Below are 23,228 nucleotides of genomic sequence, written 5' to 3'. Positions count from 1 at the left end.
GATCACCGATGAATAAAGCCCTTACCGACCTGTCCTCCCACACGCCGATTGTGTTGGAGTATTAACGAAAGAAAGGCTTGAAGCCCCGGTTTTAAAGGCCTGCGGGGCAAATTTGACAAAGCATGAACCGCGTTGTTTTGGCATTAAATGGCATAGATTGGCACTCAATTTGCCCCATTTTTGCCCATTGAATTTTAGCGACAATCCCTCCCCTGTCGGGTGATTTGAAATTATCCCAAGGAACGGCCCATGAAATACGTCTTACCCTCTGTCAAAGAAACTGCTTTCAACTGCCCGCATTGTGGAGCATTGACCAACCAGTTTTGGCACGACATATCGGCGAGTTTTCGCACTAAGGACAACCCCCTACCGAACATCGTCGGTGAGACGGGCGCCAAGGAGTTTGACCATTTCAAAGATGTTCAGGAACCAGAATCCAGAGCAGCTCTCATTGAGTGGGCTAACCAAATGGGAAACGGTCAGCCATTTCTCGAAAAAATGGAGTCGCAACCTCGCAACTTACAAACTGTTTGGAACTTGAACCTTTCCACGTGCTACAACTGTAACAAAGTAACGATATGGATCCACGATAGATTGATATATCCCACTGCAGGGCATGCACCACCTGCAAATCCAGATATGCCAGACGAAATTCGAAGAGACTACGATGAAGCCAGTGCAATTCTCGATTTGTCACCTCGTGGTGCTGCAGCACTTATTCGACTAGGCATTCAGAAATTATGCAAAGAACTCGGCCAACCAGGCGAAAATATTAATAAAGACATCGGTGCATTGGTAGCTGACGGTCTAGATGCACGGCTTCAACAAGCACTCGACGTTGTTAGGGTAATCGGTAACAACGCAGTTCATCCCGGCCAGATAGACCTTCGTGATGATCGCGCAACCGCCGAGATGCTCTTCAAACTTTTGAATCTAATTATTGACAAACTAATTTCAGAACCAAAGCATATCGCCGAAGTTTATGCCTCCCTGCCTGGCGAAGCGCTCGAAGCTATAGAAAAAAGAGATTCGAAACAAAAAAAATAACGCACAAATGTGTTTGAGCACTAATAAAAAAGCCCTACAGACCTAATTCAGACTGTAGGGCTTAAGAATGCAAACTCACAGTTTCGGCGACAATTTCCAACCCTATAGAGAATTTCAATGACAACACCACACAAGCTAGGTGACTCACTACTTTTCCGGTGCACCCTTTTTCTGCCCATAATGCTTGGCGTGATACTATTTATTGCAATCTCCATTTCGAACAACAACCTCACTGTATGCTTTTCCTCAGAATGCGTAAACACGTTCTTTGAACTATACAAATACCCTCTATCGATGTTAGGCCTCTCTGTTCCACTTACAGCGATTGTAGCAGCACTGCATCGATCGGAGGAGGCTCACCTGCAAATTCAAGAAACTCTCAAACAGAACACCTTCAATAATTACATAAAGCACCAGGAAGATTTTTTTAAATTGTTAGAAAAAATCGAATCAAAATGTTCTTGCCGCTTTACAGACCCACTCACCTTATACAGATGGATTTTTCCAACGAATAACTATTCATCCTTCACATTCGTTGCACACTCAAAAAAAGGGATTGATGAACCTGGCACTAACAAGTTCCTCGAACTAATACGAATTGAGACATTCCGCTACACTATTGCCATGTACAACCCAGCCACAGATGAGGACGCGTTAATTTCGCTATTCATAGACATTCAAGACGTGGTCGAAACCTTAAAACTACAAGCTTCAGCTGAAACATTAGAACGCTTCCCAAACACAAAATACGTCTGGCCTACAGACGCCGCCAAGTCAGCAATTAAACACTTAAAAAATATACAGAGAGAACTTTACTCATTTAGCTTTTACAAATCCGAAGTTCGTATCGATAGAGAAACTTTGGATTCATATAGTCGCCTACCCAACGCTCACATTACTTACAAAGAAAATACTGAAAAGGCGGCGAAGCTCGCGTTAGAAATTGAGAAGGATTTGTAAGCTCACTTAGGTAAAAAACTGAGGGTTTCCTCAACGTATTTTTGACAAGCCGACAAAGCAATCAGTCCTCGGTCGCAGGAGTCGGTGATGGCGACAATTCGTTGAGCATGCGCTGGGTCAAGTTCGGCTCGAGCTCTTGCATGAACCACGCTGCCGGAGCCGGCGGTGGCAGACACTGAACAGCCACCGGCTGAGCCTTCGGCAATGAGGACTGACAGGCGCACATCAGCAGTGGCAAGGCGATCGCGCAGGCGAGCTTGGTCTTTTTCAGCATTGGTCATTTTCTCAAAGTGGGTTTGCTCGCTGGCCGAAAGCCGCAGCTCGAGTGCCAGGCGTTTGTCTTACTCGGCCTACTGCGCAGCGGCGCCGACCATGGCCAACCACTACTTGGCTACGTTCGCCGGCTTCTCATTGTGGTGCGAGAGCAACAACTATTGCAGAAAAGGTCTGTCTGCTGTCTGCACTCGATTCGCGATGACCGATCGAGAACCAGATCCACTGACCAAACCCGAGTTCGAACAACTGCTGAGCAAAGGCTGCCTTCATAAACAGGACTCATCGGCGATCACATTGGCCGTTTACACGGGCCTTCGCCTTGGGGAACTATGCGCTCTGGCGGTCGAGGATATCGATCTGGTAGCAGGCAAGATCAATGTTGTCTGGGCCATCACGGCAGACGGCACGTTCAAAGTGCCAAAAACAGGGAAGTCAAGGCCTATACTTTTGATGCCACCGGCGCTTGAAGCATGCAAAACCCTCATGGCGCTAGTGGCTGACCATAAAAAGCAGAAAATCAAGGTCTACATGAATCGCCACGAAAGCCGTACTGAACATGTTACTCCCTTGTTATCCCCAGCAACGCAGTCTAGGAAAGTAATTATTAACCAATGGTATGTTCCTACATCATGGAACACTAAATGGTCAGCAATCCAGAAACGCTCTCAAATTCGACCGCGCAGACCATATCAAACCAGACACACCTACGCATGTTGGTGTCTAACCGCGCGAGGTAACCTGGCTTTTATTGCGAAGCAGATGGGTCATATCGATTTCACCATGCTCGTGAAAGTTTACGCAAAATGGATGGACGACGAGTCACCGGCGGAGCTTGAAAAAATATGGTCATCTTAACCGAAAATTTTAATTATCATCTCTATCGGCAAGAAGGCTGCGCTGATGCTCAAACATGTTTCGCAAAAGTTTGCGGTGATTGATAAAATCTTCATCGCACACTTTAATTAAAGCATTGAGTCTCGCAAGATCGCTTTCCGACTGGACAAATACATCATCAGCTGCCGAACCGCCGGTGGATAAGTAGTCGTTCTGAAAAGCGGTAATTCCCGCACGCTCATTTAGAAGGCTTTCCAGCTGTTCGCCCAAAGATTGAGCTTTGTGCTGAATCGCAATCCGCCGCTCCATCAATTGATCTAGCATGCGAGAGAGTTTGGCCGCACTGAAATTAGCCCCATTGCTAGGCCATGAAATATTCGCCGTACTAGCAATCCATTCATCATTTTCGGCTGGTAGGTGCAAGGGAGGGTTTTTCGCAAAACCAATCATATTCCCCCACTTTTCAACCGAAGCGGCAACCTCTTTATTTATTGCCCGAACCTCTTCTACGACAACATCCGAAGTATCCTGCTTAAGATACTCATTAGCCTTTAGCAAAAAACTATCTGTAGCATACAAGTAAAAATCCTGCTTTACGAAATCTATAAACTCCTTGGTCAGCGCCGGCAGCGCACTAATCAAACGCTTGCCAGACTTAAGCCACCAATCATCCTTCTTTTCGCCAGTAACAAGAATAACGGACTTACCCTCTGCCGCCGCCTTTTCAAGTACCTGCTTCCACAAAATCAAATCTCCGAATTTTTTTAATCGGAGTTTGGTAGTAGTAGCTTCCGGCATTTTCCCACCATCCTGAAATCCTGGCGGCGTATTTTCCAAGTACCTTCTTTCGCCTTCCGCAGCCACATCCAGCAACTCTTGCTCGGTGTACGGCATACCCACTCGGCCACTTAAAAGGTCGCCAACTTTTGACTTTACAAAATCATCTTCAATATACGATATATATTTCTTCTGTTTATCTTCCAACTCTTTAATCATTAGGTCATAAGAGGCTATGAACCCAGTGAAAACCTCTTCAGAAACAAAAGGGTGTCGGGTTCCAGAGTTAAATTTTTCTTTCGCAGCTTTCAACCCATTAACAGATTCAGCATAAGCTTTGGACTGAGCTTCGATTACCGTTAGTCGATTGTCAAAATACTCTGCAGCTACTTGATACGGTATCCATAGGCGCTCTCCCAAAGACTCCATAACCTTAAAGAGAGCTTCTCGGGCTGAATCTGAAAACCTATAGAGATCAAGCAGGACATTCGTATCCAGCACGAAGATGCACTCTTCCCAAAGCTTTTGCTGCCGATCAGGTTCCCCTACAAAATACTCAGGAAATGCGTCTCTCATCTTGATGCCTGGCTGGATTAGAATTTTCTGACTAGATAGCACACAGCCATCGCTTTCGCCATCATCTTCACTAGCTCGCAAGTGAGCGCAACGGAGCCGTATGGTAACCTCGACACACATTTCCTTCCGTGCAGGCACCATAGGTTTTCATCGATATTTCAAGATGAAATGCCCCATTTTTGCCCCACGCTTTTGAACAGATAGCGCTAAGCCACTGATGAATAGAGCAATTTCAGAGTTATCTTCCCACACGCCAATGATGCAGCAGTACTGGCGCCTGAAGAACCAGCACCCCGACCAGTTGATGTTCTACCGCATGGGTGACTTCTACGAGATCTTCTATGAGGACGCGAAGAAGGCCGCCAAGTTGCTCGACATCACCCTGACCGCTCGCGGGCAGTCGGCAGGTCAGGCGATTCCGATGTGCGGCATTCCTTATCATGCGGCCGAGGGTTACCTGGCCAAACTGGTGAAGCTCGGCGAGTCGGTGGTGATCTGCGAGCAGGTCGGAGACCCGGCCACCAGCAAGGGACCGGTGGAGCGTCAGGTGGTGCGGATCATCACGCCGGGAACGGTGAGTGACGAAGCGCTGCTGGATGAGCGTCGCGACAATCTGATCGCTGCCGTTCTTGGAGACGAGCGCCTGTTCGGTTTGGCAGTGCTGGATATCACCAGCGGTAACTTCAGCGTCCTGGAAATCAAGGGTTGGGAAAACCTGCTGGCGGAACTCGAGCGTGTCAATCCGGTGGAATTGCTGATCCCGGATGACTGGCCGAAGGATCTGCCGGCGGAGAAACGCCGTGGTGTTCGCCGCCGCGCACCATGGGATTTCGAGCGAGATTCGGCGCATAAAAGCCTGTGCCAGCAATTTTCCACTCAGGATCTGAAAGGTTTTGGCTGCGAGACCCTGACCCTGGCCATCGGTGCCGCCGGTTGCCTGCTGGCCTACGCCAAGGAAACCCAGCGTACTGCCCTGCCCCATTTGCGCAGTCTGCGTCATGAGCGTCTGGACGATACCGTGGTGCTCGACGGCGCGAGCCGGCGCAACCTGGAACTCGATACCAACCTGGCCGGTGGCCGCGACAACACGCTGCAATCGGTGGTCGACCGTTGCCAGACCGCCATGGGCAGCCGCCTGCTGACCCGCTGGCTGAACCGTCCGCTGCGTGACCTGACTGTTTTGCTGGCTCGCCAGACATCGATTTCCTGCCTGCTCGACCGCTATCGCTTCGAACAGCTGCAACCGCAGTTGAAGGAAATCGGCGATATCGAGCGGATTCTGGCGCGGATCGGTCTGCGCAATGCGCGTCCGCGAGACCTCGCGCGCCTGCGCGACGCACTCGGCGCGTTGCCTGATCTGCAAGTGGCAATGACCGAACTGGAAGCCCCGCACCTGCAGAAGCTGGCGACCACCACCAGTACCTATCCGGAGCTGGCGGCGCTGCTGGAAAAAGCCATCATCGACAACCCGCCCGCGGTGATCCGTGACGGTGGCGTGTTGAAGACCGGTTACGACAGCGAACTCGACGAGTTGCAGTCGCTGAGTGAAAACGCCGGGCAATTCCTGATCGATCTCGAAGCTCGCGAAAAAGCCCGTACGGGCCTGTCGCACTTGAAGGTCGGGTACAACCGCATCCACGGTTACTTCATCGAGTTGCCGAGCAAGCAGGCCGAATCGGCGCCGGCGGACTATATCCGTCGCCAGACCCTCAAGGGTGCCGAGCGCTTCATCACCCCGGAACTTAAGGAGTTCGAAGACAAAGCGCTATCGGCCAAGAGCCGGGCTTTGGCTCGGGAGAAGATGCTTTACGAAGCATTGCTCGAAGATCTGATATCACAATTGCCGCCGCTGCAGGACACCGCCGGCGCCCTCGCCGAGCTGGATGTGCTGAGCAACCTGGCCGAACGTGCGCTGAACCTGGACCTGAACTGCCCGCGTTTCGTCAGCGAACCGTGCATGCGCATCAGTCAGGGTCGCCACCCGGTGGTCGAGCAAGTGCTGACCACGCCGTTTGTGGCCAACGATCTGAGCCTCGATGACAACACCCGCATGCTGGTGATCACCGGTCCGAACATGGGCGGTAAATCCACCTACATGCGCCAGACCGCGTTGATCGTGTTGCTGGCCCATATCGGCAGTTTCGTACCCGCAGCCAGTTGCGAATTGTCACTCGTGGACCGGATCTTCACCCGGATCGGTTCCAGCGATGACCTGGCGGGTGGACGCTCGACCTTCATGGTGGAAATGAGCGAAACCGCCAACATCCTGCACAACGCCACCGAGCGCAGCCTGGTGCTGATGGACGAAGTCGGGCGCGGCACCAGTACTTTCGACGGCTTATCCCTGGCTTGGGCTGCGGCCGAACGCCTGGCGCATTTGCGCGCTTACACGCTGTTCGCGACTCACTACTTTGAGCTTACGGTATTACCGGAATCGCAGCCGCTGGTAGCCAACGTGCACCTCAATGCCACCGAGCACAACGAGCGCATCGTGTTCCTGCACCACGTACTGCCGGGACCTGCCAGCCAGAGTTATGGCCTGGCGGTAGCCCAACTGGCCGGCGTGCCGAGCGAAGTGATCCTGCGCGCCCGCGAGCACTTGAGTCGCCTGGAAGACACCGCCCTGCCCCACGAAGCGCCCAAGCCAGCCAAAGGCAAACCGGCCGTGCCACAGCAGAGCGACCTGTTCGCCAGCCTGCCGCATCCGGTGCTGGATGAACTGGCCAAGCTCGATCTGGACGACATGACACCACGTCGTGCGCTCGAAATGCTCTATACACTAAAGACACGGATCTAACGCACAGGCTTGCAAGCTGTTAGAATCTCGCGCGGTTTGGGATGCTGCAGGCTTTAGCCTGGTCTGCAGACTATCGCTCCCGAACCATGCGACCCCCACGTGAAGGGGCGCAGCAAGCCGCGCCTGAGGAGAAAATTAGAAATGACCTTCGTCGTCACCGACAACTGCATCAAGTGCAAGTACACCGACTGCGTAGAAGTGTGTCCGGTGGACTGCTTTTACGAAGGCCCGAATTTCCTGGTGATTCACCCGGATGAGTGCATCGACTGCGCACTGTGCGAACCTGAGTGCCCTGCTGTGGCCATCTTCTCCGAAGATGAAGTCCCAGCCGGCATGGAAAACTTCCTTGCATTGAACCTGGAATTGGCTGAAGTCTGGCCAAACATCACCGAGCGCAAAGATCCTTTGCCCGACTCCGCGGAGTGGGATGGCAAGCCAGGCAAGATCGAACACCTCGAACGCTGATTACCCGCGCGTTCCCGAAAAAGGCCCCACAAGGGCCTTTTTGCTTTTCTGCGGGCAAAAAGGGGCGGTATGACCCGCCCACTTTCTTTCCCTATTCCCTGTGTTTCCTTTTTCATCATCCTGATGAATCGCGTCCTGCGATGTCCTTTTCCCCTCGATCCTTGAAGGGCGTGTCTGTCCGTTGACACAACCCAGATACTAGGCCGATTCCCGTTCAGAGCAACCGTGCTTCTGGACTAATACTATCTGTCATATGCCCTTAATCTAAAAAATAGCTGTTATTTTTCAGGTGGTTAGATTTAAACAGAGCCGCCTTGGGCCGACTGCATCAGTGTAAAAATAACGAACACCTACGCTAAGAGTGAGAGAAGGCTTACAGCCAGGCGCTGCAAATCCGCGCGTGGTGGGCTTGGCTTTCGCGCGAGCAGCCTCGCTCCCACCAAAGGCCCTGGCAGCTTTTTCCGGGGCAACAAAAAGCCCCGAACAGTCGGGGCTTTTTGTTGCCAGCTACACGAGCCTGTTATTGAAACAGCGACTCGCTCGACAGGCCATTTTTCTCCAGGATCTCCCGAAGACGCTTCAGGCCTTCTACCTGAATCTGCCGTACCCGTTCGCGGGTCAGACCGATTTCCAGGCCTACATCTTCCAGAGTGCTGCTCTCGTGGCCGCGCAGACCGAAGCGGCGAACGACCACCTCGCGCTGCTTGTCGGTCAGTTCGGACAGCCATTGATCGATGCTCTGGGACAGGTCGTCATCCTGCAGCAGTTCGCATGGATCGGTTGGGCGATCGTCAGTGAGGGTGTCCAGCAGGGTTTTATCCGAATCCGGACCCAGCGAGACGTCGACCGAAGAAACCCGCTCGTTCAAGCCGAGCATGCGCTTGACCTCTCCCACCGGTTTTTCCAGCAGGTTGGCGATTTCTTCGGGTGAGGGTTCATGATCGAGTTTTTGCGTCAGCTCCCGTGCGGCCCGCAGGTACACGTTGAGTTCCTTGACCACATGGATCGGCAACCGGATGGTCCGGGTCTGATTCATGATCGCGCGCTCGATGGTCTGACGAATCCACCAGGTTGCGTAGGTCGAGAAGCGGAAGCCGCGTTCAGGGTCGAATTTCTCCACCGCCCGGATCAGGCCCAGGTTGCCCTCTTCGATCAGATCGAGCAGCGACAGACCACGATTGACGTAACGCCGGGCGATTTTCACCACCAGCCGCAGGTTACTTTCGATCATGCGTTTGCGCCCGGCCGGATCGCCACTTTGCGACAGACGCGCAAAATGAACTTCTTCTTCGGGGGACAATAACGGGGAAAAGCCGATTTCATTGAGATACAGCTGCGTGGCATCGAGCGCCCGCGTGTAATCAATGTATTTGTGTTGCTTTAGCGAAGCGGAGTGTTTGGATTTGGCACGAACGGAAGGTGAAGCCGCCCCTTCATCATTCGACATCGAATCCGTATCGATGCCGGTCTCCATCAGGAGAACCTCATCGTCGATGTCAAACTCCGGCACTTCTTTACTGAGAGCCATTGTTATAGTCCTTTGGTGAGTTCGACCCCAAGCTCAAGCGGCGCCTTTATCCTTGGCAACGCTGGAGCCTGTCCCCTCTACGTGACGGAACAGGCTGGTAGCGATCAACGGCGTGGCAGGAATTGCAGCGGATCTACAGGTTTACCTTGGCGGCGAATCTCAAAATGCAGTTTCACCCGGTCTGTACCCGTTGACCCCATTTCGGCAATTGTCTGTCCGACCTTGACCTGCTGCCCCTCCCGAACCAACAGCCTGCGGTTATGTCCGTAGGCACTGACGTAGGTTTCGCTGTGTTTGATGATGACTAATTCGCCGTAGCCCCTTAAGCCACTCCCGGCGTATACGACTGTCCCATCAGACGCAGCTAAAACAGGCTGTCCCAAATCTCCGGCGATATCAATTCCTTTATTCAAACTACCGTTTGAAGAGAATTTTCCAATCAAAATGCCACTAGAAGGCCATCCCCAGCCGGTCGGGGCCGGGCCGGGAGGCGGCAAAGGTGCGGTTGCCGGCTTGTTGGCGACGGACGGTACAACCACCGGAGCGGGCGTAGTGGCACCGTCCACCGGACGACGAATCACCGTGGTTTTACTCGAGGATGACGGGGTTGTATTGGTCGAACTGACCACCGTCGTCGGCGTTGAACCGGTGCGCCCATCGAAGCGAATCGTCTGACCCGGATGGATCGTGTACGGCGCAGGAATGTTGTTGCGCGCGGCCAGGGCCTTGTAGTCCCAGCCGTAGCGGAAGGCGATCGAGAACAGGGTGTCTTTCGGTCGGACCACGTACTGTCCGGTGGTGACAGCCGGGCGCTGGGCGACGGCATTGTTGCGGTCGACGACGCGAACGTCGCTGGATTTGTTGCTGGAACAACCGACCAGCAAGGTGCTCATGACAAGGCCAGTCACCAGGCGCTGAAAGCTCGTTTTACCCATACGCTGCGCAATGACTGTGAGACTCACCCGCCGCTCCCTTTGTGGTGGCTGAAAATTTGATTTGCCCATGTGTCGGCACGAAATGTCGCAAGTATAACGGCCCGTGCAGGCTTTACTCTTAATGAAGCGAAATGGCTTCACGCACACGTTTGCCGTTACACAAAACATCCTGTTTAAACCATCGATGCCGGTGTAAGACAAAGGCCATCGAAGAGAATTCAGCGTGCCTGAATAAATCCTCAGGCGAGGGGTCCGTTGAGCAACGGGACGAAGCGAACCGACCCCAGAACGCGCCTGGAAAAACCCTGTTCCTCGCGAATGATCAACATCAGTTGTTGTACTTCACCGGACCCCACCGGGATAACCAGACGCCCCCCTGGCGCGAGCTGATCGAGCAACGCCTGAGGCACATCGGTCGCCACCGCGGTGACGATGATGCCGTTGTAAGGCGCCAGCGCCGGCCACCCTTCCCAGCCATCGCCCCAGCGAAACACCACATTGCGCAAATTCAACTCGACCAGACGTTCCTTGGCCCGATCCTGCAACACCTTGATGCGTTCGACCGAGAATACCCGCTCGACGAGCTGCGACAGCACAGCCGTCTGATAGCCCGACCCCGTGCCGATCTCCATTACCTTGTCCAGCGGCCCCGCCTCCAGCAGCAGCTCGCTCATGCGCGCCACCATATAAGGCTGGGAGATGGTCTGGTTGTGTCCGATCGGCAGCGCCGTATCCTCGTAGGCACGGTGCGCCAGCGCTTCATCGACGAACAGGTGACGCGGCGTGCGACGGATGACTTCCAGCACCTTGGGGTTGGACACCCCTTCTTCATACAGACGCTGGATGAGGCGTTCACGGGTCCGCTGGGAGGTCATGCCGATGCCGCGGCGCAGCATATCGTCTTGCTCACGAGACATCAGCGCAGCCCCTCCAGCCAGCCATCCAGATTTCTGAAGGCGTCATTGAAGGTGCGATCCAGCTGCAGCGGTGTGATGGACACATAGCCTTGCATCACGGCGTGGAAATCGGTGCCCGGTCCGCCGTCTTCGGCGTCACCTGCGGCGGCGATCCAGTACCCGGCCTTGCCGCGCGGGTCGACCACTTTCATCGGTGCGGCGGCGCGGGCGCGATGGCCCAGGCGCGTCAGTTGCACACCGCGAATGTGCTCCAGCGGCAAGTTGGGGATGTTCACGTTCAGAACCGTGCGCGGCGGCAGGTCGAGATCGCCCTGGGCCTCGACCAGCTTTCGCGCGAAGTAGGCGGCCGTCGGCAGGTTGTCGACCTGGCGCGAGACCAGCGAAAAGGCAAATGCGGGACGGCCGAGGAAACGCCCTTCAAGCGCTGCGGCCACGGTTCCGGAATACAGGACATCGTCCCCCAGATTGGCGCCCAGGTTGATCCCGGACACCACCATGTCCACGTCGCGCTCCAGCAGGCCATTGAGGCCCAGGTGCACGCAATCGGTCGGGGTGCCGTTGATGCTGATGAAGCCGTTGGCCAACGTGTGCGGATGCAACGGGCGGTCGAGCGTCAGCGAGCTGCTGGCGCCGCTTTTGTCCTGGTCCGGGGCGATAACCACGCATTCGGTGTAATCCGCCAGCGCAGCATGAAGCGCGGCGAGACCGGGTGCGGTTACCCCATCGTCGTTAGAAATCAGAATACGCATGGGCTGTCCGTCTGCCCTACCGGCACCAGATCGACAAGCTCGCGCACCAATACGGTGGCGAAGCATCCGGCCGGCAGGACGAATTCCAGTTGCAGAATGTCAGGCTCGGGATAATGCCACGTCAACCCGGCGATGGGCAGCCGCAGGATACGACGTTCGTGGCTCATTCCGGCGTTGATCAACCAATCGCGAAGGTCGGCTTCGCGAGCGGCGATAGCCTGCTCCAGTTCATGGACAGCGCCCGTGGCCGGCGAGTCACCTTCGCCCCACTGCGGTCCCGTCGGGTGCAGATCGAGAATCGCCAGGCGCGGGTCGCTGCACTCGGCCTCACCGGCGGGAAAGAAGCTGCGACTGTCGGTGAACGCCAGCAGATCGCCAACCTGTGCTTGCTGCCAGGTGCCGTCGGCGACGCGGGCGGCCAAGACCTGGTTGAACAGAAAACTGCGGGCCGTCGAGAGCAGACGCGAGCGCACATTGCGCTGCTCCGGCAAAGCCTTGCGCGCGGCCCAGGCACGGGCGTCGACCACGTTGCCACCGTCATGCCCGAAACGCTGGGCGCCGAAATAATTGGGGATGCCTTGTTTGGAGATCAGTTGCAGGCGCGCGTCAATGGCGGCCTTGTCGCCGTCGAACTGGGTCAGGCGCAAGGTGAAGCCATTGGCCGAATGGGCACCGCGTTGCAGCTTGCGCTTGTGTCGGCTGGTCTTGAGGATTTTCAGCGTCTCGTTTTCCGCTGCCGAAAGATCCGGATCGGCCTTGCCCGGCAGTTGCACACTGAACCACTGGCGGGTCAGCGCCTGACGGTCCTTGAGCCCCGCATAGCTGACGGTGCGCAATGGCACGCCGGCGGCCTTGGCAATGCGCCGCGCCGCTTCCTCAGTGTTCAGGCCACGCTTCTCCACCCAGATCCACAGGTGTTCGCCGTCGCCGCTCAAGGGAATGTCGAGAACTTCATCGACCTGGAAATCTTCGGCGATGGCTTTCAATACTGCAGTGCCGAGGGCCTCGCCATAGGCACGCGGGCCGAGTAATTGCAGTTCGTTCATGCGCGAAGCAACAAGGCAACGGAATGCACGGCAATGCCTTCCTCGCGACCGACGAAGCCCAGCTTCTCGGTGGTGGTGGCTTTCACGTTCACCTGATCGAGTTCGACTTGAAGATCCGCGGCAATCAGTGCGCGCATGGATTCGATATGCGGAGCCATTTTCGGTGCCTGGGCGACGATGGTGTTGTCGACGTTGCCGACCTTCCAGCCCTTGGCGTGGATCAGTGCGACGACATGACGCAGCAGCGCGCGGCTGTCGGCGCCCTTGTACTGCGGGTCGGTGTCCGGGAAGTGTTTGCCGATATCGCCCAGCGCGGCGGCGCCAAGCAAGGCATCGCTCAAGGCGTGCAGCAGGACGTCACCGTCGGAATGAGCGAGCAGCCCGAAGCCGTGTGCGATACGCACGCCGCCCAGAGTAATGAAATCGCCTTCAGCGAAACGGTGTACATCGTAGCCGTGGCCAATACGCATAAAAAAACGCCCCGATTTTTGTCAGGGCGTGATTCTACCTGCTATTGGGCACCTAGAGCATGCGCGTGATGCCGCAAGTGATCTTCGATGAAACTGGCGATGAAGAAATAGCTGTGGTCGTAGCCCGGTTGCAGGCGCAACGTCAGCGGATGACCGGCCATTTTGGTCGCCTGTTGCAAGGCTTCGGGCTTGAGCTGAGTGGCGAGGAAATCGTCACGGTCCCCCTGATCCACCAGTAGCGGCAGCTTCTCATCCGCCTCGGCGATCAAGGCACAGGCATCCCACTCGCGCCATTTCGAACGGTCTTCGCCCAGGTAGCGGGAAAAGGCCTTTTGCCCCCAGGGGCAGACCATCGGATTGTTGATCGGCGAGAACGCCGACACCGACAGATAACGCCCCGGATTGCGCAACGCACAGACCAACGCCCCGTGACCACCCATGGAGTGCCCGCTGATGCCGCGCTTGTCCGACGCAGGGAAATGCTCTTCGACCAGGGCCGGCAATTCCTGCACGACGTAATCATGCATCCGATAGTGACGCGACCAGGGTTCCTGAGTGGCATTGAGGTAGAACCCGGCGCCCAGGCCGAAGTCCCAGGCACCGTCCGGATCACCCGGCACGTCGGCACCGCGTGGACTGGTGTCCGGCGCGACGATGATCAATCCCAGCTCGGCCGCCACGCGCATTGCGCCGGCCTTCTGCATGAAGTTCTCATCGGTGCAGGTCAGGCCCGACAACCAATACAGCACCGGCAACTTGCCGCCCTGCTCCGCCTGCGGTGGCAGATACACGGCGAACACCATGTCGCAGCCGAGGGTTTCCGAGCGATGGCGATAACGCTTGTGCCAGCCACCGAAGCTTTTCTGGCAAGAAATATTTTCCAGAGTCATGGGAGTTCTCCCAGCGACAAGCCACGAGCCGCGAGCTGCAAGAAGGCGCACCCACTTGCAGCTTGCAGCTTGTAGCTCACAGCTGCTTCTTAGAAATGAATGACGGTACGGATGCTTTTGCCTTCGTGCATCAGGTCGAAAGCCTTGTTGATATCTTCCAGGCCCATGGTGTGGGTGATGAAGGTATCCAGAGGGATCTCGCCGGTTTCGGCCATTTCCACATAGCTTGGCAGCTCGGTACGACCGCGAACGCCACCGAAGGCCGAACCGCGCCATACGCGGCCGGTCACCAGCTGGAATGGACGGGTCGAGATTTCCTGGCCGGCACCGGCGACGCCGATGATCACCGACTCACCCCAGCCCTTGTGGCAGCACTCGAGCGCGGCACGCATCAGTTGCACGTTGCCGATGCATTCAAAGGAGAAGTCGACGCCGCCATCGGTCATGTCGACGATGACTTCCTGGATCGGACGATCGAAGTCTTTAGGGTTTACGCAGTCGGTTGCACCCAGCTGCTTGGCGATTTCGAATTTGGCCGGGTTGATGTCGATGGCGATGATGCGAGCCGCCTTGGCCTTGACTGCGCCGATCACCGCCGACAGGCCGATGCCGCCGAGACCGAAGATGGCCACGGTGTCACCCGGTTTCACCTTGGCGGTGTTCAGCACGGCGCCGATACCGGTGGTGACGCCACAGCCCAGCAGGCAGACTTTTTCCAGCGGTGCTTCCTTGGCGATCTTGGCCACGGAGATTTCCGGCAGCACGGTGTACTCGGAGAACGTCGAAGTACCCATGTAGTGGAAAATCGTTTCGCCCTTGTAGGAAAAACGCGAGGTGCCGTCCGGCATCAGACCCTTGCCCTGAGTGGAGCGAATTGCCTGGCAAAGGTTGGTTTTGCCCGACAGACAGAATTTGCACTGGCGGCATTCAGGGGTGTACAGCGGAATCACATGATCGCCCACGGCGACGGAGGTCACACCCTCACCGATCGCTTCGACGATCGCGCCGCCTTCGTGTCCGAGGATCGACGGGAAGATACCTTCCGGATCAGCACCGGACAGGGTGTAGGCATCGGTATGGCAGACACCGGAAGCCACCACACGCAGCAACACTTCACCGGCCTTGGGCATGGCGACATCGACTTCAACGATTTCCAGAGGTTTCTTGGCCTCGAAGGCAACGGCAGCGCGTGACTTGATCATGGTGCTTCTCCAGTGAATTAAAACGAGACAGGGAGTGTAATACGACGCCCTACAGTGAATAATCCGAGCAAAAGCAAAACATTATTGCTGTATAGGGATAATCACCGATGTCCGAAAGTCGCTGGGAAGGTATAGACGAGTTCGTCGCAGTTGCGGAATGCAGCCAGTTCACGGCAGCGGCCGAACGACTGGGGGTTTCTTCCTCCCACATCAGTCGACAAATCGCACGCCTTGAAGAGCGCTTGCAGACGCGACTGCTCTACCGCAGTACGCGCCGGGTCACCCTGACCGAAGCCGGGCAAACCTTCCTGCAACATTGCCAACGGTTGCAGGACGGCCGCGAGGAAGCATTGCGCGCGGTGGGCGACCTGACCAGCGAACCCAAGGGCATGCTGCGCATGACCTGCGCCGTGGCTTATGGCGAGCGGTTCATCGTGCCGCTGGTAACGCGATTCATGGGGTTGTATCCACAGCTGCGAATCGACATTGAACTAAGCAATCGCCAACTGGACCTGGTGCACGAAGGCCTCGATCTGGCGATTCGTTTGGGGCGATTGCAGGACTCGCGACTGGTCGCCACGCGCCTGGCTCCGCGGCGCATGTATCTTTGCGCGTCACCGTCCTACCTCGAACGGTATGGTCGCCCACACAGCTTGTCGGAACTGAGCCGGCATAACTGCCTCATCGGCAGCTCCGACCAGTGGCAGCTGGAACAGAACGGGCGGGAATTTTCGCAGCGGGTGCAGGGAAACTGGCGTTGCAACAGTGGGCAGGCGGTGCTGGATGCGGCCTTGCAGGGGGTCGGGTTGTGTCAGTTGCCGGACTATTACGTGCTGGAGCATCTGAAGAGCGGTGCTTTGATTTCGCTGCTTGAAGCGCATCAACCGCCTAATACGGCGGTTTGGGCGCTGTATCCGCAGCAGCGGCATCTGTCGCCGAAGGTGCGCAAGTTGGTGGATTATTTGAAAGAGGGGCTGGCCGAGCGGCCTGAGTACAGTATCTTTTAGCGGCGGTTAGCCCAGCGCTGACGCAACCAGTCGAGATCCTCGGGTCGAGTGACCTTGAGGTTATCGGAGCGGCCTTCGATCAGACGCGGCGACTGCCCCGACCACTCCATGGCCGACGCTTCATCGGTAATCACCGCATCCGCCACCAGACTGTCCGCCAGCGCGCGATGCAAGGCACCGAGGCGGAACATCTGTGGCGTGTAGGCTTGCCAGATCACGCTGCGATCCACGGTCTCAACCACGCGACCGTGCTTATCGACCCGCTTGAGCGTGTCCCGCGCCGGCACTGCCAGCAGCCCGCCCACCGGGTCATCGGCCAGCTCAGCCAGCAGGTTATCCAGATCGTCACGGCTCAGGTTCGGACGCGCCGCATCGTGCACCAGCACCCAATCGTCATCGCCGGCGCCCTGCCCGTGCAGATGCAGCAGCGCATTGAGCACCGAACCGGAACGCTCGGCGCCGCCTTCGACACGGGCAATGCGCGGGTCGCTGGCGCAGGCCAGGTTCGGCCAGTAGGGATCATCGACAGCAAGACTGACCACCACGCCCTTGAGGCTTGGGTGATCAAGGAAACAGCCGAGGCTGTGTTCGAGAATTGTGCGCCCGCCCAGTTGCAAGTATTGCTTGGGACGGTCCGCGGCCATACGGGCACCGACGCCCGCGGCAGGAATCACGGCCCAGAAGGCCGGTAGAGACTGGTTCATTGTGCCAACTGGTAAAGGGTTTCACCGTCCTTGACCATGCCCAATTCATGGCGAGCCCGTTCTTCAACGGTCTCCATGCCCTTCTTCAACTCGCTGACTTCAGCGTCCATCACCCGATTGCGCTCCAGCAGCGCCTCGTTCTCGGCATGCTGATCCGCAATCTGCTGCGTCAGCTCAGCCACTTGCGCCAGGCTGCCATTACCCACCCAAAGGCGGTACTGCAGGCCGGCCAGCAACAGAAGCAAGACGAGGAACAACCAATTGGGACTGCGCATCGAATATCAGGTATCCAGTGAAAAAAGACCGCCACACCAAAACATGAAGCTACTGACAGCACGAAGCCTGGAAGAACCAGGCTTGTGCTGATAAGGCATCAGATTAGTGGCAAAAACGTCGCCGTAGCGATTTTTCCGACACAATCTGTCGTCTTTTTTTCAGTCATCGATCAACCGCGGAAATCGGCACGACCGTTGTACTTGGCTTTGCCGTTCAACTGCTCTTCGATACGCAGCAGTTGGTTGTACTTGGAAACGCGGTCGGAACGGCACAGGGAGCCGGTCTTGATCTGGCCGGCCGAAGTACCGACAGCCAGGTCGGCAATGGTCGAATCTTCGGTTTCGCCCGAACGGTGCGAGATCACTGCGGTGTAACCGGCAGCCTTGGCCATCTGGATGGCTTCCAGGGTTTCGGTCAGGGTACCGATCTGGTTGAACTTGATCAGGATCGAGTTGGCGATCTTCTTGTCGATGCCTTCTTTCAGGATCTTGGTGTTGGTCACGAACAGGTCGTCACCTACCAGCTGAGTCTTCTCGCCGATCTTGTCGGTGAGGATCTTCCAGCCAGCCCAGTCGGACTCGTCCAGACCGTCTTCGATGGAGATGATCGGATAACGCTCGGTCAGACCTTTGAGGTAATCGGCAAAACCTTCAGCGGTGAACACCTGGCCTTCGCCGGACAGGTTGTACTTGCCGTCTTCGTAGAATTCGCTCGCCGCGCAGTCCAGAGCCAGGGTCACGTCGGTGCCCAGCTTGTAACCGGCGTTGGCGACGGCTTCGGAGATCACTTTCAAAGCGTCTTCGTTGGAAGCCAGGTTAGGCGCGAAACCACCTTCGTCACCCACGGCAGTGTTCAGGCCACGGGCCTTCAGCACGGCTTTGAGGTGATGGAAGATTTCGGTGCCCATGCGCAGACCTTCGGAGAAGGACTTGGCGCCAACCGGCTGAACCATGAACTCCTGGATGTCGACGTTGTTGTCGGCGTGCTCGCCACCATTGATGATGTTCATCATCGGAACCGGCATCGAGTAAACACCCGGGGTGCCGTTCAGGTTGGCAATATGAGCGTACAGCGGCAGGTCCTGGTCCTGAGCTGCTGCCTTGGCCGCGGCCAGGGAAACGGCGAGGATCGCGTTGGCGCCCAGGGAGCCTTTGTTTTCAGTGCCGTCCAGCTTGATCATCGCCAGGTCCAGCGCTTTCTGGTCGCTTGGATCGGTACCTTTCAACAGATCACGGATCGGACCGTTGATGTTGGCAACGGCCTTGAGAACGCCCTTGCCCAGGTAACGGCTCTTGTCGCCATCACGCAGCTCGAGTGCTTCACGCGAGCCAGTGGAAGCACCGGACGGCGCGCAGGCGCTGCCGATGATGCCGTTATCGAGAAGCACGTCCGCTTCCACGGTGGGATTGCCACGGGAGTCGAGAACTTCACGACCTTTGATGTCGACGATTTTAGCCATTGTTGTAAACACTCCAAAGTTGACGAAAACGACGCAGCTAGAGGAAATCTTTTACCGTCGGCAAGTGGTGTGCAGCGGGGCAGACTTGCGGACGATAAGGCTCAGGCCCGAGGGCCTGAGCGTTAATCGTGCGGTACTTTACCGGAGAAATGAGGATTACGCGGTTTCTACCGTCGGAAAACTCTTAACCAGTTCGTCCAGGGCTTTGAGCTGGGCCAGGAATGGCTCCAGTTTGTCCAGACGCAAGGCGCAAGGACCATCGCATTTGGCGTTGTCCGGATCCGGGTGGGCTTCGAGGAACAGGCCGGCCAGAGACTGGCTCATGCCGGCTTTGGCCAGATCGGTGACCTGGGCGCGGCGACCGCCGGCGGAATCCGAGCGACCGCCCGGCATCTGCAGGGCGTGAGTCACGTCGAAGAACACCGGGTATTCGAACTGCTTCATGATGCCGAAGCCCAGCATGTCGACCACGAGGTTGTTGTAGCCGAAGCTCGAACCGCGTTCGCAGAGGATCAACTGATCGTTACCCGCTTCCACGCACTTGTTCAGGATGTGTTTCATCTCCTGAGGGGCGAGGAACTGGGCTTTCTTAATGTTGATCACCGCACCGGTCTTCGCCATCGCGACCACGAGGTCGGTCTGGCGCGACAGGAAGGCCGGCAACTGGATGATGTCGCAGACTTCAGCGACGACCGCGGCCTGCTCAGGCTCGTGGACGTCAGTGATGATCGGCACGCCGAAGGCTTGCTTGATGTCCTGGAAAATCCGCATGCCCTCTTCCAGGCCGGGGCCACGGTAAGAAGTCACGGAGGAGCGGTTGGCCTTGTCGAAGCTGGCCTTGAACACGTAAGGGATACCCAGCTTCTGGGTAACCTTCACGTACTCTTCGCAGACCTGCATCGCCATGTCGCGGCTTTCCAGCACGTTCATGCCACCGAACAGCACCATTGGCTTGTCGTTGGCAATCTCGATGTCGCCTACGCGGATGATCTTCTGCGCCATCAGGTTTACGCCTTCTTCTGGTGTTGAGCCAAAGCAGCCTTGACGAAACCGCTGAACAGCGGGTGACCGTCGCGTGGCGTCGAGGTGAACTCAGGGTGGAACTGGCAAGCGACGAACCATGGGTGATCCGCAGCCTCTACCACTTCTACCAGCGCACCATCACCGGAGCGGCCGGAAATTTTCAGGCCGGCTTCGATGATTTGCGGCAGCAGGTTGTTGTTCACTTCGTAACGGTGGCGATGACGCTCGACGATCACGTCCTTGCCGTAGCAGTCGTGAACTTTGGAGCCTGGTTCGAGCAGGCAGTCTTGCGCGCCCAGGCGCATGGTGCCGCCCAGATCGGAGGTTTCGGTACGGGTTTCGACCGCGCCGGTGGCGTCTTCCCACTCGGTGATCAGACCCACGACCGGGTGGCCGCTGGCACGATCGAACTCGGTGGAGTTGGCGTCTTTCCAGCCCATGACGTTACGAGCGAACTCGATGACCGCCACTTGCATGCCCAGGCAGATGCCCAGGTATGGAACCTTGTTTTCGCGAGCGTATTGAACGGCGGTGATCTTGCCTTCCACGCCACGCAGACCGAAGCCGCCCGGCACCAGGATCGCGTCGACACCTTCCAGCAGCGCGGTGCCCTGGTTTTCGATGTCTTCGGAATCGATGTAGCGCAGGTTGACCTTCGTGCGGTTGCTGATGCCGGCGTGACTCATCGCTTCGATCAGCGACTTGTAGGCGTCCAGCAGCTCCATGTACTTGCCGACCATGGCGATGGTGACTTCGTGCTCAGGGTTGAGCTTGGCGTCGACCACGGCGTCCCACTCGGACAGATCCGCGCCACCACATTGCAGGCCGAAACGCTCGACGACGAAATCGTCCAGGCCCTGCGAATGCAGGATGCCAGGGATCTTGTAGATGGTGTCGGCGTCTTCCAGACCGATCACCGCACGTTCTTCAACGTTGGTGAACTGCGCGATCTTGCGACGCGAGGACACATCGATCGGGTGATCGGAGCGGCAAACCAGCACGTCAGGCTGCAGGCCGATGGAACGCAGTTCCTTGACCGAGTGTTGGGTTGGCTTGGTTTTGGTCTCGCCGGCGGTGGCGATGTATGGAACCAGCGTCAGGTGCATCAGCATCGCGCGCTTGGCGCCGACTTCGAAACGCAGCTGACGGATGGCCTCCAGGAACGGTTGCGACTCGATGTCACCCACGGTGCCACCGATCTCGACCATGGCCACGTCGGCATCGCCGGCGCCCTTGATGATGCGGCGCTTGATTTCGTCGGTGATGTGCGGAATCACCTGGATGGTTGCACCCAGGTAGTCGCCACGGCGCTCTTTGCGCAGCACGTGCTCGTAGACGCGACCGGTGGTGAAGTTGTTGTTCTGGGTCATGGTCGTGCGGATGAACCGCTCGTAGTGGCCCAGGTCCAGGTCGGTCTCGGCGCCGTCATGGGTGACGAACACTTCGCCGTGCTGGAACGGGCTCATGGTGCCCGGGTCGACGTTGATGTACGGATCCAGCTTGAGCATGGTGACCTTAAGTCCCCGCGCCTCCAGGATGGCCGCCAATGATGCCGATGCAATGCCTTTCCCCAATGAAGAAACAACACCGCCCGTGACGAATATGTAGCGCGTCATGAAAAACCCTAGAAGTCTGCGTTAAAGCGGTCCGAGCCGCCCGGGAAAGCGAAGGAAGGCCGAAGCCCCCGATCACCTGCATTAATCACAGTGCACCTTTCAAAAAAACCGCCGCGTTGGGACAGACCGGGAGATGAAACTCCGGTTCGTTTTTCGCTACACATTTTTTGGAATCGCCCAGCAAAGACTGCTTGGTAATCGGCAACTCCTGCAATTCAGGCGAATCCACAGAAGTTGTATCAAGAAGGGAGCGTAGTCTACCGGAATGCCCCTTTCATCTCAAACCTTGATCTTCGACCGGCGGCTGCCAGTGCAAACGCCAGCCGCCCGAAGGTCCGCCATCGAGCCCGTCGATATTGGCTACCGCCAGCAATTGCCCGCCTGCGAACAGCAGCGGCAATCTGCCGCGCACGAACAGCGGGACCGCGCTTTCATTGAGCAAACGCTTCAGATCACGGTGCCCGCGACCGGCCAGCGCCATCACCTCTCCCCCTTCACGATAGTGGATCTGTAAAGGGCCAGCGGGGATTTGACCCGTGAGCTTGAGCACGCCATTGTCAGGTAATGTCAGGGTTTGCGAGGGATCGGGCCAGTCCTCGACCGCCGGCGCTGCACGCAACCAGGCACCCGACAGCCACCAGATGCGCCCACCCGCGCGATGCAACTCGCCATCCGCCAGGCGCCAGATCGGCCGGGCATCGCCAGTGGCGTCGCGCAGACTTACCCAACCCGACCAATGGTCGCTGTCGGGCATGCGCGTGAGCGGCGCGAGCCAGTGACCGAGGGCATTGCGCTGACGAGCGGCGGAAAGTTTCTCCAGCGATGCCAGTTCAAGTGACGGCAAACCGAGCCAATCGAATTCACTTTGGGTACGCGCCTGGCTCAAGTCGATCTGCGCCAGCTCATCCAGCAGCCCCTGCGCCTCATGCAAATGCTCCGCACTGCGAGCCATGGTCGCCATCGCTTGCGGCCAGCGCGAGTTCAGCGCGGGGAACACCTGATGACGCAGGTAATTGCGCGAAAACTGGTGATCCTGGTTGGAGGGGTCCTCGATCCAGCTTAACCGGTGCTCGGCGGCGTAGGCCTCCAGCTCCGTTCGGCTGACATCGAGCAATGGCCGCAAGAGATGACCACGCCCCAGCGCACGCTGGCGTGGCATGCCGGACAACCCTCGCACCCCGGCGCCACGCAACAGGCGAAAAAGCAGGGTCTCCGCTTGATCATCGCGGTGCTGGCCGGTCAGCAGGACGTCGTTATTCTGCGTGGCCTCGATGAATGCGGCATAACGGGCTTCCCGGGCTGCCCGTTCAAGGCTGGCGCCGGACCGAACCTGAACCCGAACGATCTGAAGCGGCACACCCAAGCCATCACACACCGACTGGCAGTGCTGCGGCCAGGCATCGGCCGCGGCCTGAAGGCCGTGATGAACATGGATGGCGCTCAGCGCCGGCAGGGATTCGGTTTTGGATAGATGTGCGAGCAGGTGAAGCAGAACGGTGGAATCGAGACCACCGGAGAAGGCGATGCGCCAGGTGGTGGCGTTGCGCCAAGGGGCGAGATTCAGCAGAAGCCGGGCAGCAAGATCAATCTTTGACTGGCTCATAGTGATCCCTTTGCACAAATCAAATGTGGGAGCGGGCTTGCTCGCGAAGTGGGCATCACATTCAACATCAT

General features: G+C 57.1%; 21 protein-coding genes and 1 pseudogene. 6 read left to right on the top strand and 16 right to left on the bottom strand.

The genetic code is table 11. The features are described 5' to 3' along the window. Positions 1 to 249: 249 nt before the first annotated feature. Entirely contained in the window at positions 250 to 1,047 is a 798-nt protein-coding gene (locus ACW9JE_RS09425) for a DUF4145 domain-containing protein (RefSeq protein ID WP_457432591.1), read from the top strand. A gap of 117 nt (positions 1,048 to 1,164) precedes the next feature. After that, positions 1,165 to 2,007, top strand: a complete 843-nt coding sequence (locus ACW9JE_RS09420; protein ID WP_457432590.1) for a hypothetical protein — start codon at positions 1,165 to 1,167, stop codon at positions 2,005 to 2,007. A gap of 2 nt (positions 2,008 to 2,009) precedes the next feature. Here the strand turns inward: ACW9JE_RS09420 and ACW9JE_RS09415 are convergent. Further along, positions 2,010 to 2,348 (bottom strand): annotated as a pseudogene (locus ACW9JE_RS09415) (lysis protein); the annotation flags it as partial. Between the two features lie 31 nt (positions 2,349 to 2,379). Between ACW9JE_RS09415 and ACW9JE_RS09410 the strand changes: the two are divergent. Beyond that, positions 2,380 to 3,138, top strand: coding sequence for a site-specific integrase (locus ACW9JE_RS09410; RefSeq protein WP_457432589.1), 759 nt, complete (start codon positions 2,380 to 2,382; stop codon positions 3,136 to 3,138). Positions 3,139 to 3,147: 9 nt separating this feature from the next. On the opposite strand, the gene ACW9JE_RS09405 is transcribed toward ACW9JE_RS09410, so the two are convergent. Beyond that, a complete protein-coding gene (locus ACW9JE_RS09405) occupies positions 3,148 to 4,470 on the bottom strand; it encodes a PIN domain-containing protein (RefSeq protein WP_457432588.1) in 1,323 nt (440 codons plus the stop codon). 229 nt (positions 4,471 to 4,699) lie between these two features. Between ACW9JE_RS09405 and mutS the strand changes: the two genes are divergently transcribed. Together mutS and fdxA are read left to right on the top strand one after the other, a co-directional pair. Further along, the gene (gene mutS, locus ACW9JE_RS09400) at positions 4,700 to 7,267 is read left to right on the top strand and encodes a DNA mismatch repair protein MutS (protein WP_457432599.1); all 2,568 of its coding nucleotides are present in this window, start codon (positions 4,700 to 4,702) and stop codon (positions 7,265 to 7,267) included. Positions 7,268 to 7,408: 141 nt separating this feature from the next. Beyond that, on the top strand, positions 7,409 to 7,732 hold the full coding sequence (fdxA, locus tag ACW9JE_RS09395) for a ferredoxin FdxA (protein WP_150769711.1): 324 nt from the start codon (positions 7,409 to 7,411) through the stop codon (positions 7,730 to 7,732). 520 nt (positions 7,733 to 8,252) lie between these two features. On the opposite strand, the gene rpoS is transcribed toward fdxA, so the two are convergent. The 8 genes from rpoS to ACW9JE_RS09355 all read right to left on the bottom strand — a co-directional run bounded on the left by rpoS (position 8,253) and on the right by ACW9JE_RS09355 (position 15,469). Beyond that, positions 8,253 to 9,260, bottom strand: a complete 1,008-nt coding sequence (rpoS, locus tag ACW9JE_RS09390; RefSeq protein WP_110966678.1) for an RNA polymerase sigma factor RpoS — start codon at positions 9,258 to 9,260, stop codon at positions 8,253 to 8,255. 104 nt (positions 9,261 to 9,364) lie between these two features. Beyond that, positions 9,365 to 10,222 (bottom strand): peptidoglycan DD-metalloendopeptidase family protein, encoded by an 858-nt coding sequence (locus tag ACW9JE_RS09385; RefSeq protein ID WP_457432587.1) that lies wholly within the window; start codon positions 10,220 to 10,222, stop codon positions 9,365 to 9,367. 212 nt (positions 10,223 to 10,434) lie between these two features. Next, positions 10,435 to 11,070, bottom strand: coding sequence for a protein-L-isoaspartate(D-aspartate) O-methyltransferase (locus tag ACW9JE_RS09380; protein ID WP_457432598.1), 636 nt, complete (start codon positions 11,068 to 11,070; stop codon positions 10,435 to 10,437). 41 nt (positions 11,071 to 11,111) lie between these two features. Further along, a complete protein-coding gene (gene surE, locus ACW9JE_RS09375) occupies positions 11,112 to 11,861 on the bottom strand; it encodes a 5'/3'-nucleotidase SurE (protein ID WP_457432586.1) in 750 nt (249 codons plus the stop codon). After that, on the bottom strand, positions 11,849 to 12,907 hold the full coding sequence (gene truD / locus ACW9JE_RS09370) for a tRNA pseudouridine(13) synthase TruD (protein ID WP_224533399.1): 1,059 nt from the start codon (positions 12,905 to 12,907) through the stop codon (positions 11,849 to 11,851). The genes surE and truD overlap by 13 nt, the downstream gene beginning before the upstream one ends. Then, complete coding sequence (gene ispF, locus ACW9JE_RS09365) at positions 12,904 to 13,377, bottom strand: 2-C-methyl-D-erythritol 2,4-cyclodiphosphate synthase (protein WP_175375047.1); 474 nt, start codon at positions 13,375 to 13,377, stop codon at positions 12,904 to 12,906. The genes truD and ispF overlap by 4 nt, the downstream gene beginning before the upstream one ends. A gap of 41 nt (positions 13,378 to 13,418) precedes the next feature. Next, positions 13,419 to 14,267: an S-formylglutathione hydrolase gene (fghA, locus tag ACW9JE_RS09360; protein ID WP_457432585.1), complete on the bottom strand. Its 849-nt coding sequence runs from the start codon at positions 14,265 to 14,267 to the stop codon at positions 13,419 to 13,421. An 89-nt stretch (positions 14,268 to 14,356) separates the two neighbouring features. Next, on the bottom strand, positions 14,357 to 15,469 hold the full coding sequence (locus tag ACW9JE_RS09355) for an S-(hydroxymethyl)glutathione dehydrogenase/class III alcohol dehydrogenase (RefSeq protein WP_457432584.1): 1,113 nt from the start codon (positions 15,467 to 15,469) through the stop codon (positions 14,357 to 14,359). Positions 15,470 to 15,576: 107 nt separating this feature from the next. Here ACW9JE_RS09355 and ACW9JE_RS09350 point away from each other — a divergent pair, with 107 nt between their 5' ends. After that, positions 15,577 to 16,476, top strand: coding sequence for a LysR substrate-binding domain-containing protein (locus ACW9JE_RS09350; protein WP_457432583.1), 900 nt, complete (start codon positions 15,577 to 15,579; stop codon positions 16,474 to 16,476). On the opposite strand, the gene ispD is transcribed toward ACW9JE_RS09350, so the two are convergent. The 6 genes from ispD to tilS all read right to left on the bottom strand — a co-directional run bounded on the left by ispD (position 16,473) and on the right by tilS (position 23,157). Further along, entirely contained in the window at positions 16,473 to 17,180 is a 708-nt protein-coding gene (ispD, locus tag ACW9JE_RS09345) for a 2-C-methyl-D-erythritol 4-phosphate cytidylyltransferase (RefSeq protein WP_457432582.1), read from the bottom strand. The two genes, ACW9JE_RS09350 and ispD, sit on opposite strands and share 4 nt — an antisense overlap. Further along, positions 17,177 to 17,455 carry a cell division protein FtsB gene (gene ftsB, locus ACW9JE_RS09340; RefSeq protein WP_175375052.1) on the bottom strand — a complete coding sequence of 93 codons (279 nt, stop codon included), beginning with the start codon at positions 17,453 to 17,455 and terminating at the stop codon, positions 17,177 to 17,179. Before ftsB ends, ispD begins: the two co-directional genes overlap by 4 nt. 170 nt (positions 17,456 to 17,625) lie before the next feature. Further along, positions 17,626 to 18,915: a phosphopyruvate hydratase gene (eno, locus tag ACW9JE_RS09335; RefSeq protein ID WP_457432580.1), complete on the bottom strand. Its 1,290-nt coding sequence runs from the start codon at positions 18,913 to 18,915 to the stop codon at positions 17,626 to 17,628. Between the two features lie 156 nt (positions 18,916 to 19,071). Further along, a complete protein-coding gene (gene kdsA / locus ACW9JE_RS09330; RefSeq protein WP_224533394.1) occupies positions 19,072 to 19,917 on the bottom strand; it encodes a 3-deoxy-8-phosphooctulonate synthase in 846 nt (281 codons plus the stop codon). Positions 19,918 to 19,922: 5 nt separating this feature from the next. Further along, positions 19,923 to 21,554 carry a CTP synthase gene (locus ACW9JE_RS09325; RefSeq protein ID WP_457432579.1) on the bottom strand — a complete coding sequence of 544 codons (1,632 nt, stop codon included), beginning with the start codon at positions 21,552 to 21,554 and terminating at the stop codon, positions 19,923 to 19,925. Positions 21,555 to 21,828: 274 nt separating this feature from the next. Continuing rightward, entirely contained in the window at positions 21,829 to 23,157 is a 1,329-nt protein-coding gene (tilS, locus tag ACW9JE_RS09320) for a tRNA lysidine(34) synthetase TilS (protein WP_457432597.1), read from the bottom strand. Between the last annotated feature and the right edge of the window lie 71 nt (positions 23,158 to 23,228).

The sequence above is a fragment of the Pseudomonas sp. SDO55104_S430 genome, assembly GCF_054070595.1.
The sequence above is the reverse complement of the archived record's forward strand: the minus strand, read 5'-3'. Positions and strand labels throughout refer to the sequence as shown.

Coding starts and splice junctions, on each gene's coding strand:
- ACW9JE_RS09425 (WP_457432591.1), top strand. CDS start 250: ATGAAATACGTCTTACCCTCTGTCAAAGAAACTGCTTTCAACTGCCCG.
- ACW9JE_RS09420 (WP_457432590.1), top strand. CDS start 1,165: ATGACAACACCACACAAGCTAGGTGACTCACTACTTTTCCGGTGCACC.
- ACW9JE_RS09410 (WP_457432589.1), top strand. CDS start 2,380: ATGGCCAACCACTACTTGGCTACGTTCGCCGGCTTCTCATTGTGGTGC.
- ACW9JE_RS09405 (WP_457432588.1), bottom strand. CDS start 4,470: ATGAGAGACGCATTTCCTGAGTATTTTGTAGGGGAACCTGATCGGCAG.
- fdxA (WP_150769711.1), top strand. CDS start 7,409: ATGACCTTCGTCGTCACCGACAACTGCATCAAGTGCAAGTACACCGAC.
- rpoS (WP_110966678.1), bottom strand. CDS start 9,260: ATGGCTCTCAGTAAAGAAGTGCCGGAGTTTGACATCGACGATGAGGTT.
- ACW9JE_RS09380 (WP_457432598.1), bottom strand. CDS start 11,070: ATGACCTCCCAGCGGACCCGTGAACGCCTCATCCAGCGTCTGTATGAA.
- surE (WP_457432586.1), bottom strand. CDS start 11,861: ATGCGTATTCTGATTTCTAACGACGATGGGGTAACCGCACCCGGTCTC.
- truD (WP_224533399.1), bottom strand. CDS start 12,907: ATGAACGAACTGCAATTACTCGGCCCGCGTGCCTATGGCGAGGCCCTC.
- ispF (WP_175375047.1), bottom strand. CDS start 13,377: ATGCGTATTGGCCACGGCTACGATGTACACCGTTTCGCTGAAGGCGAT.
- fghA (WP_457432585.1), bottom strand. CDS start 14,267: ATGACTCTGGAAAATATTTCTTGCCAGAAAAGCTTCGGTGGCTGGCAC.
- ACW9JE_RS09355 (WP_457432584.1), bottom strand. CDS start 15,469: ATGATCAAGTCACGCGCTGCCGTTGCCTTCGAGGCCAAGAAACCTCTG.
- ACW9JE_RS09350 (WP_457432583.1), top strand. CDS start 15,577: ATGTCCGAAAGTCGCTGGGAAGGTATAGACGAGTTCGTCGCAGTTGCG.
- ispD (WP_457432582.1), bottom strand. CDS start 17,180: ATGAACCAGTCTCTACCGGCCTTCTGGGCCGTGATTCCTGCCGCGGGC.
- ftsB (WP_175375052.1), bottom strand. CDS start 17,455: ATGCGCAGTCCCAATTGGTTGTTCCTCGTCTTGCTTCTGTTGCTGGCC.
- eno (WP_457432580.1), bottom strand. CDS start 18,915: ATGGCTAAAATCGTCGACATCAAAGGTCGTGAAGTTCTCGACTCCCGT.
- kdsA (WP_224533394.1), bottom strand. CDS start 19,917: ATGGCGCAGAAGATCATCCGCGTAGGCGACATCGAGATTGCCAACGAC.
- ACW9JE_RS09325 (WP_457432579.1), bottom strand. CDS start 21,554: ATGACGCGCTACATATTCGTCACGGGCGGTGTTGTTTCTTCATTGGGG.
- tilS (WP_457432597.1), bottom strand. CDS start 23,157: ATGAGCCAGTCAAAGATTGATCTTGCTGCCCGGCTTCTGCTGAATCTC.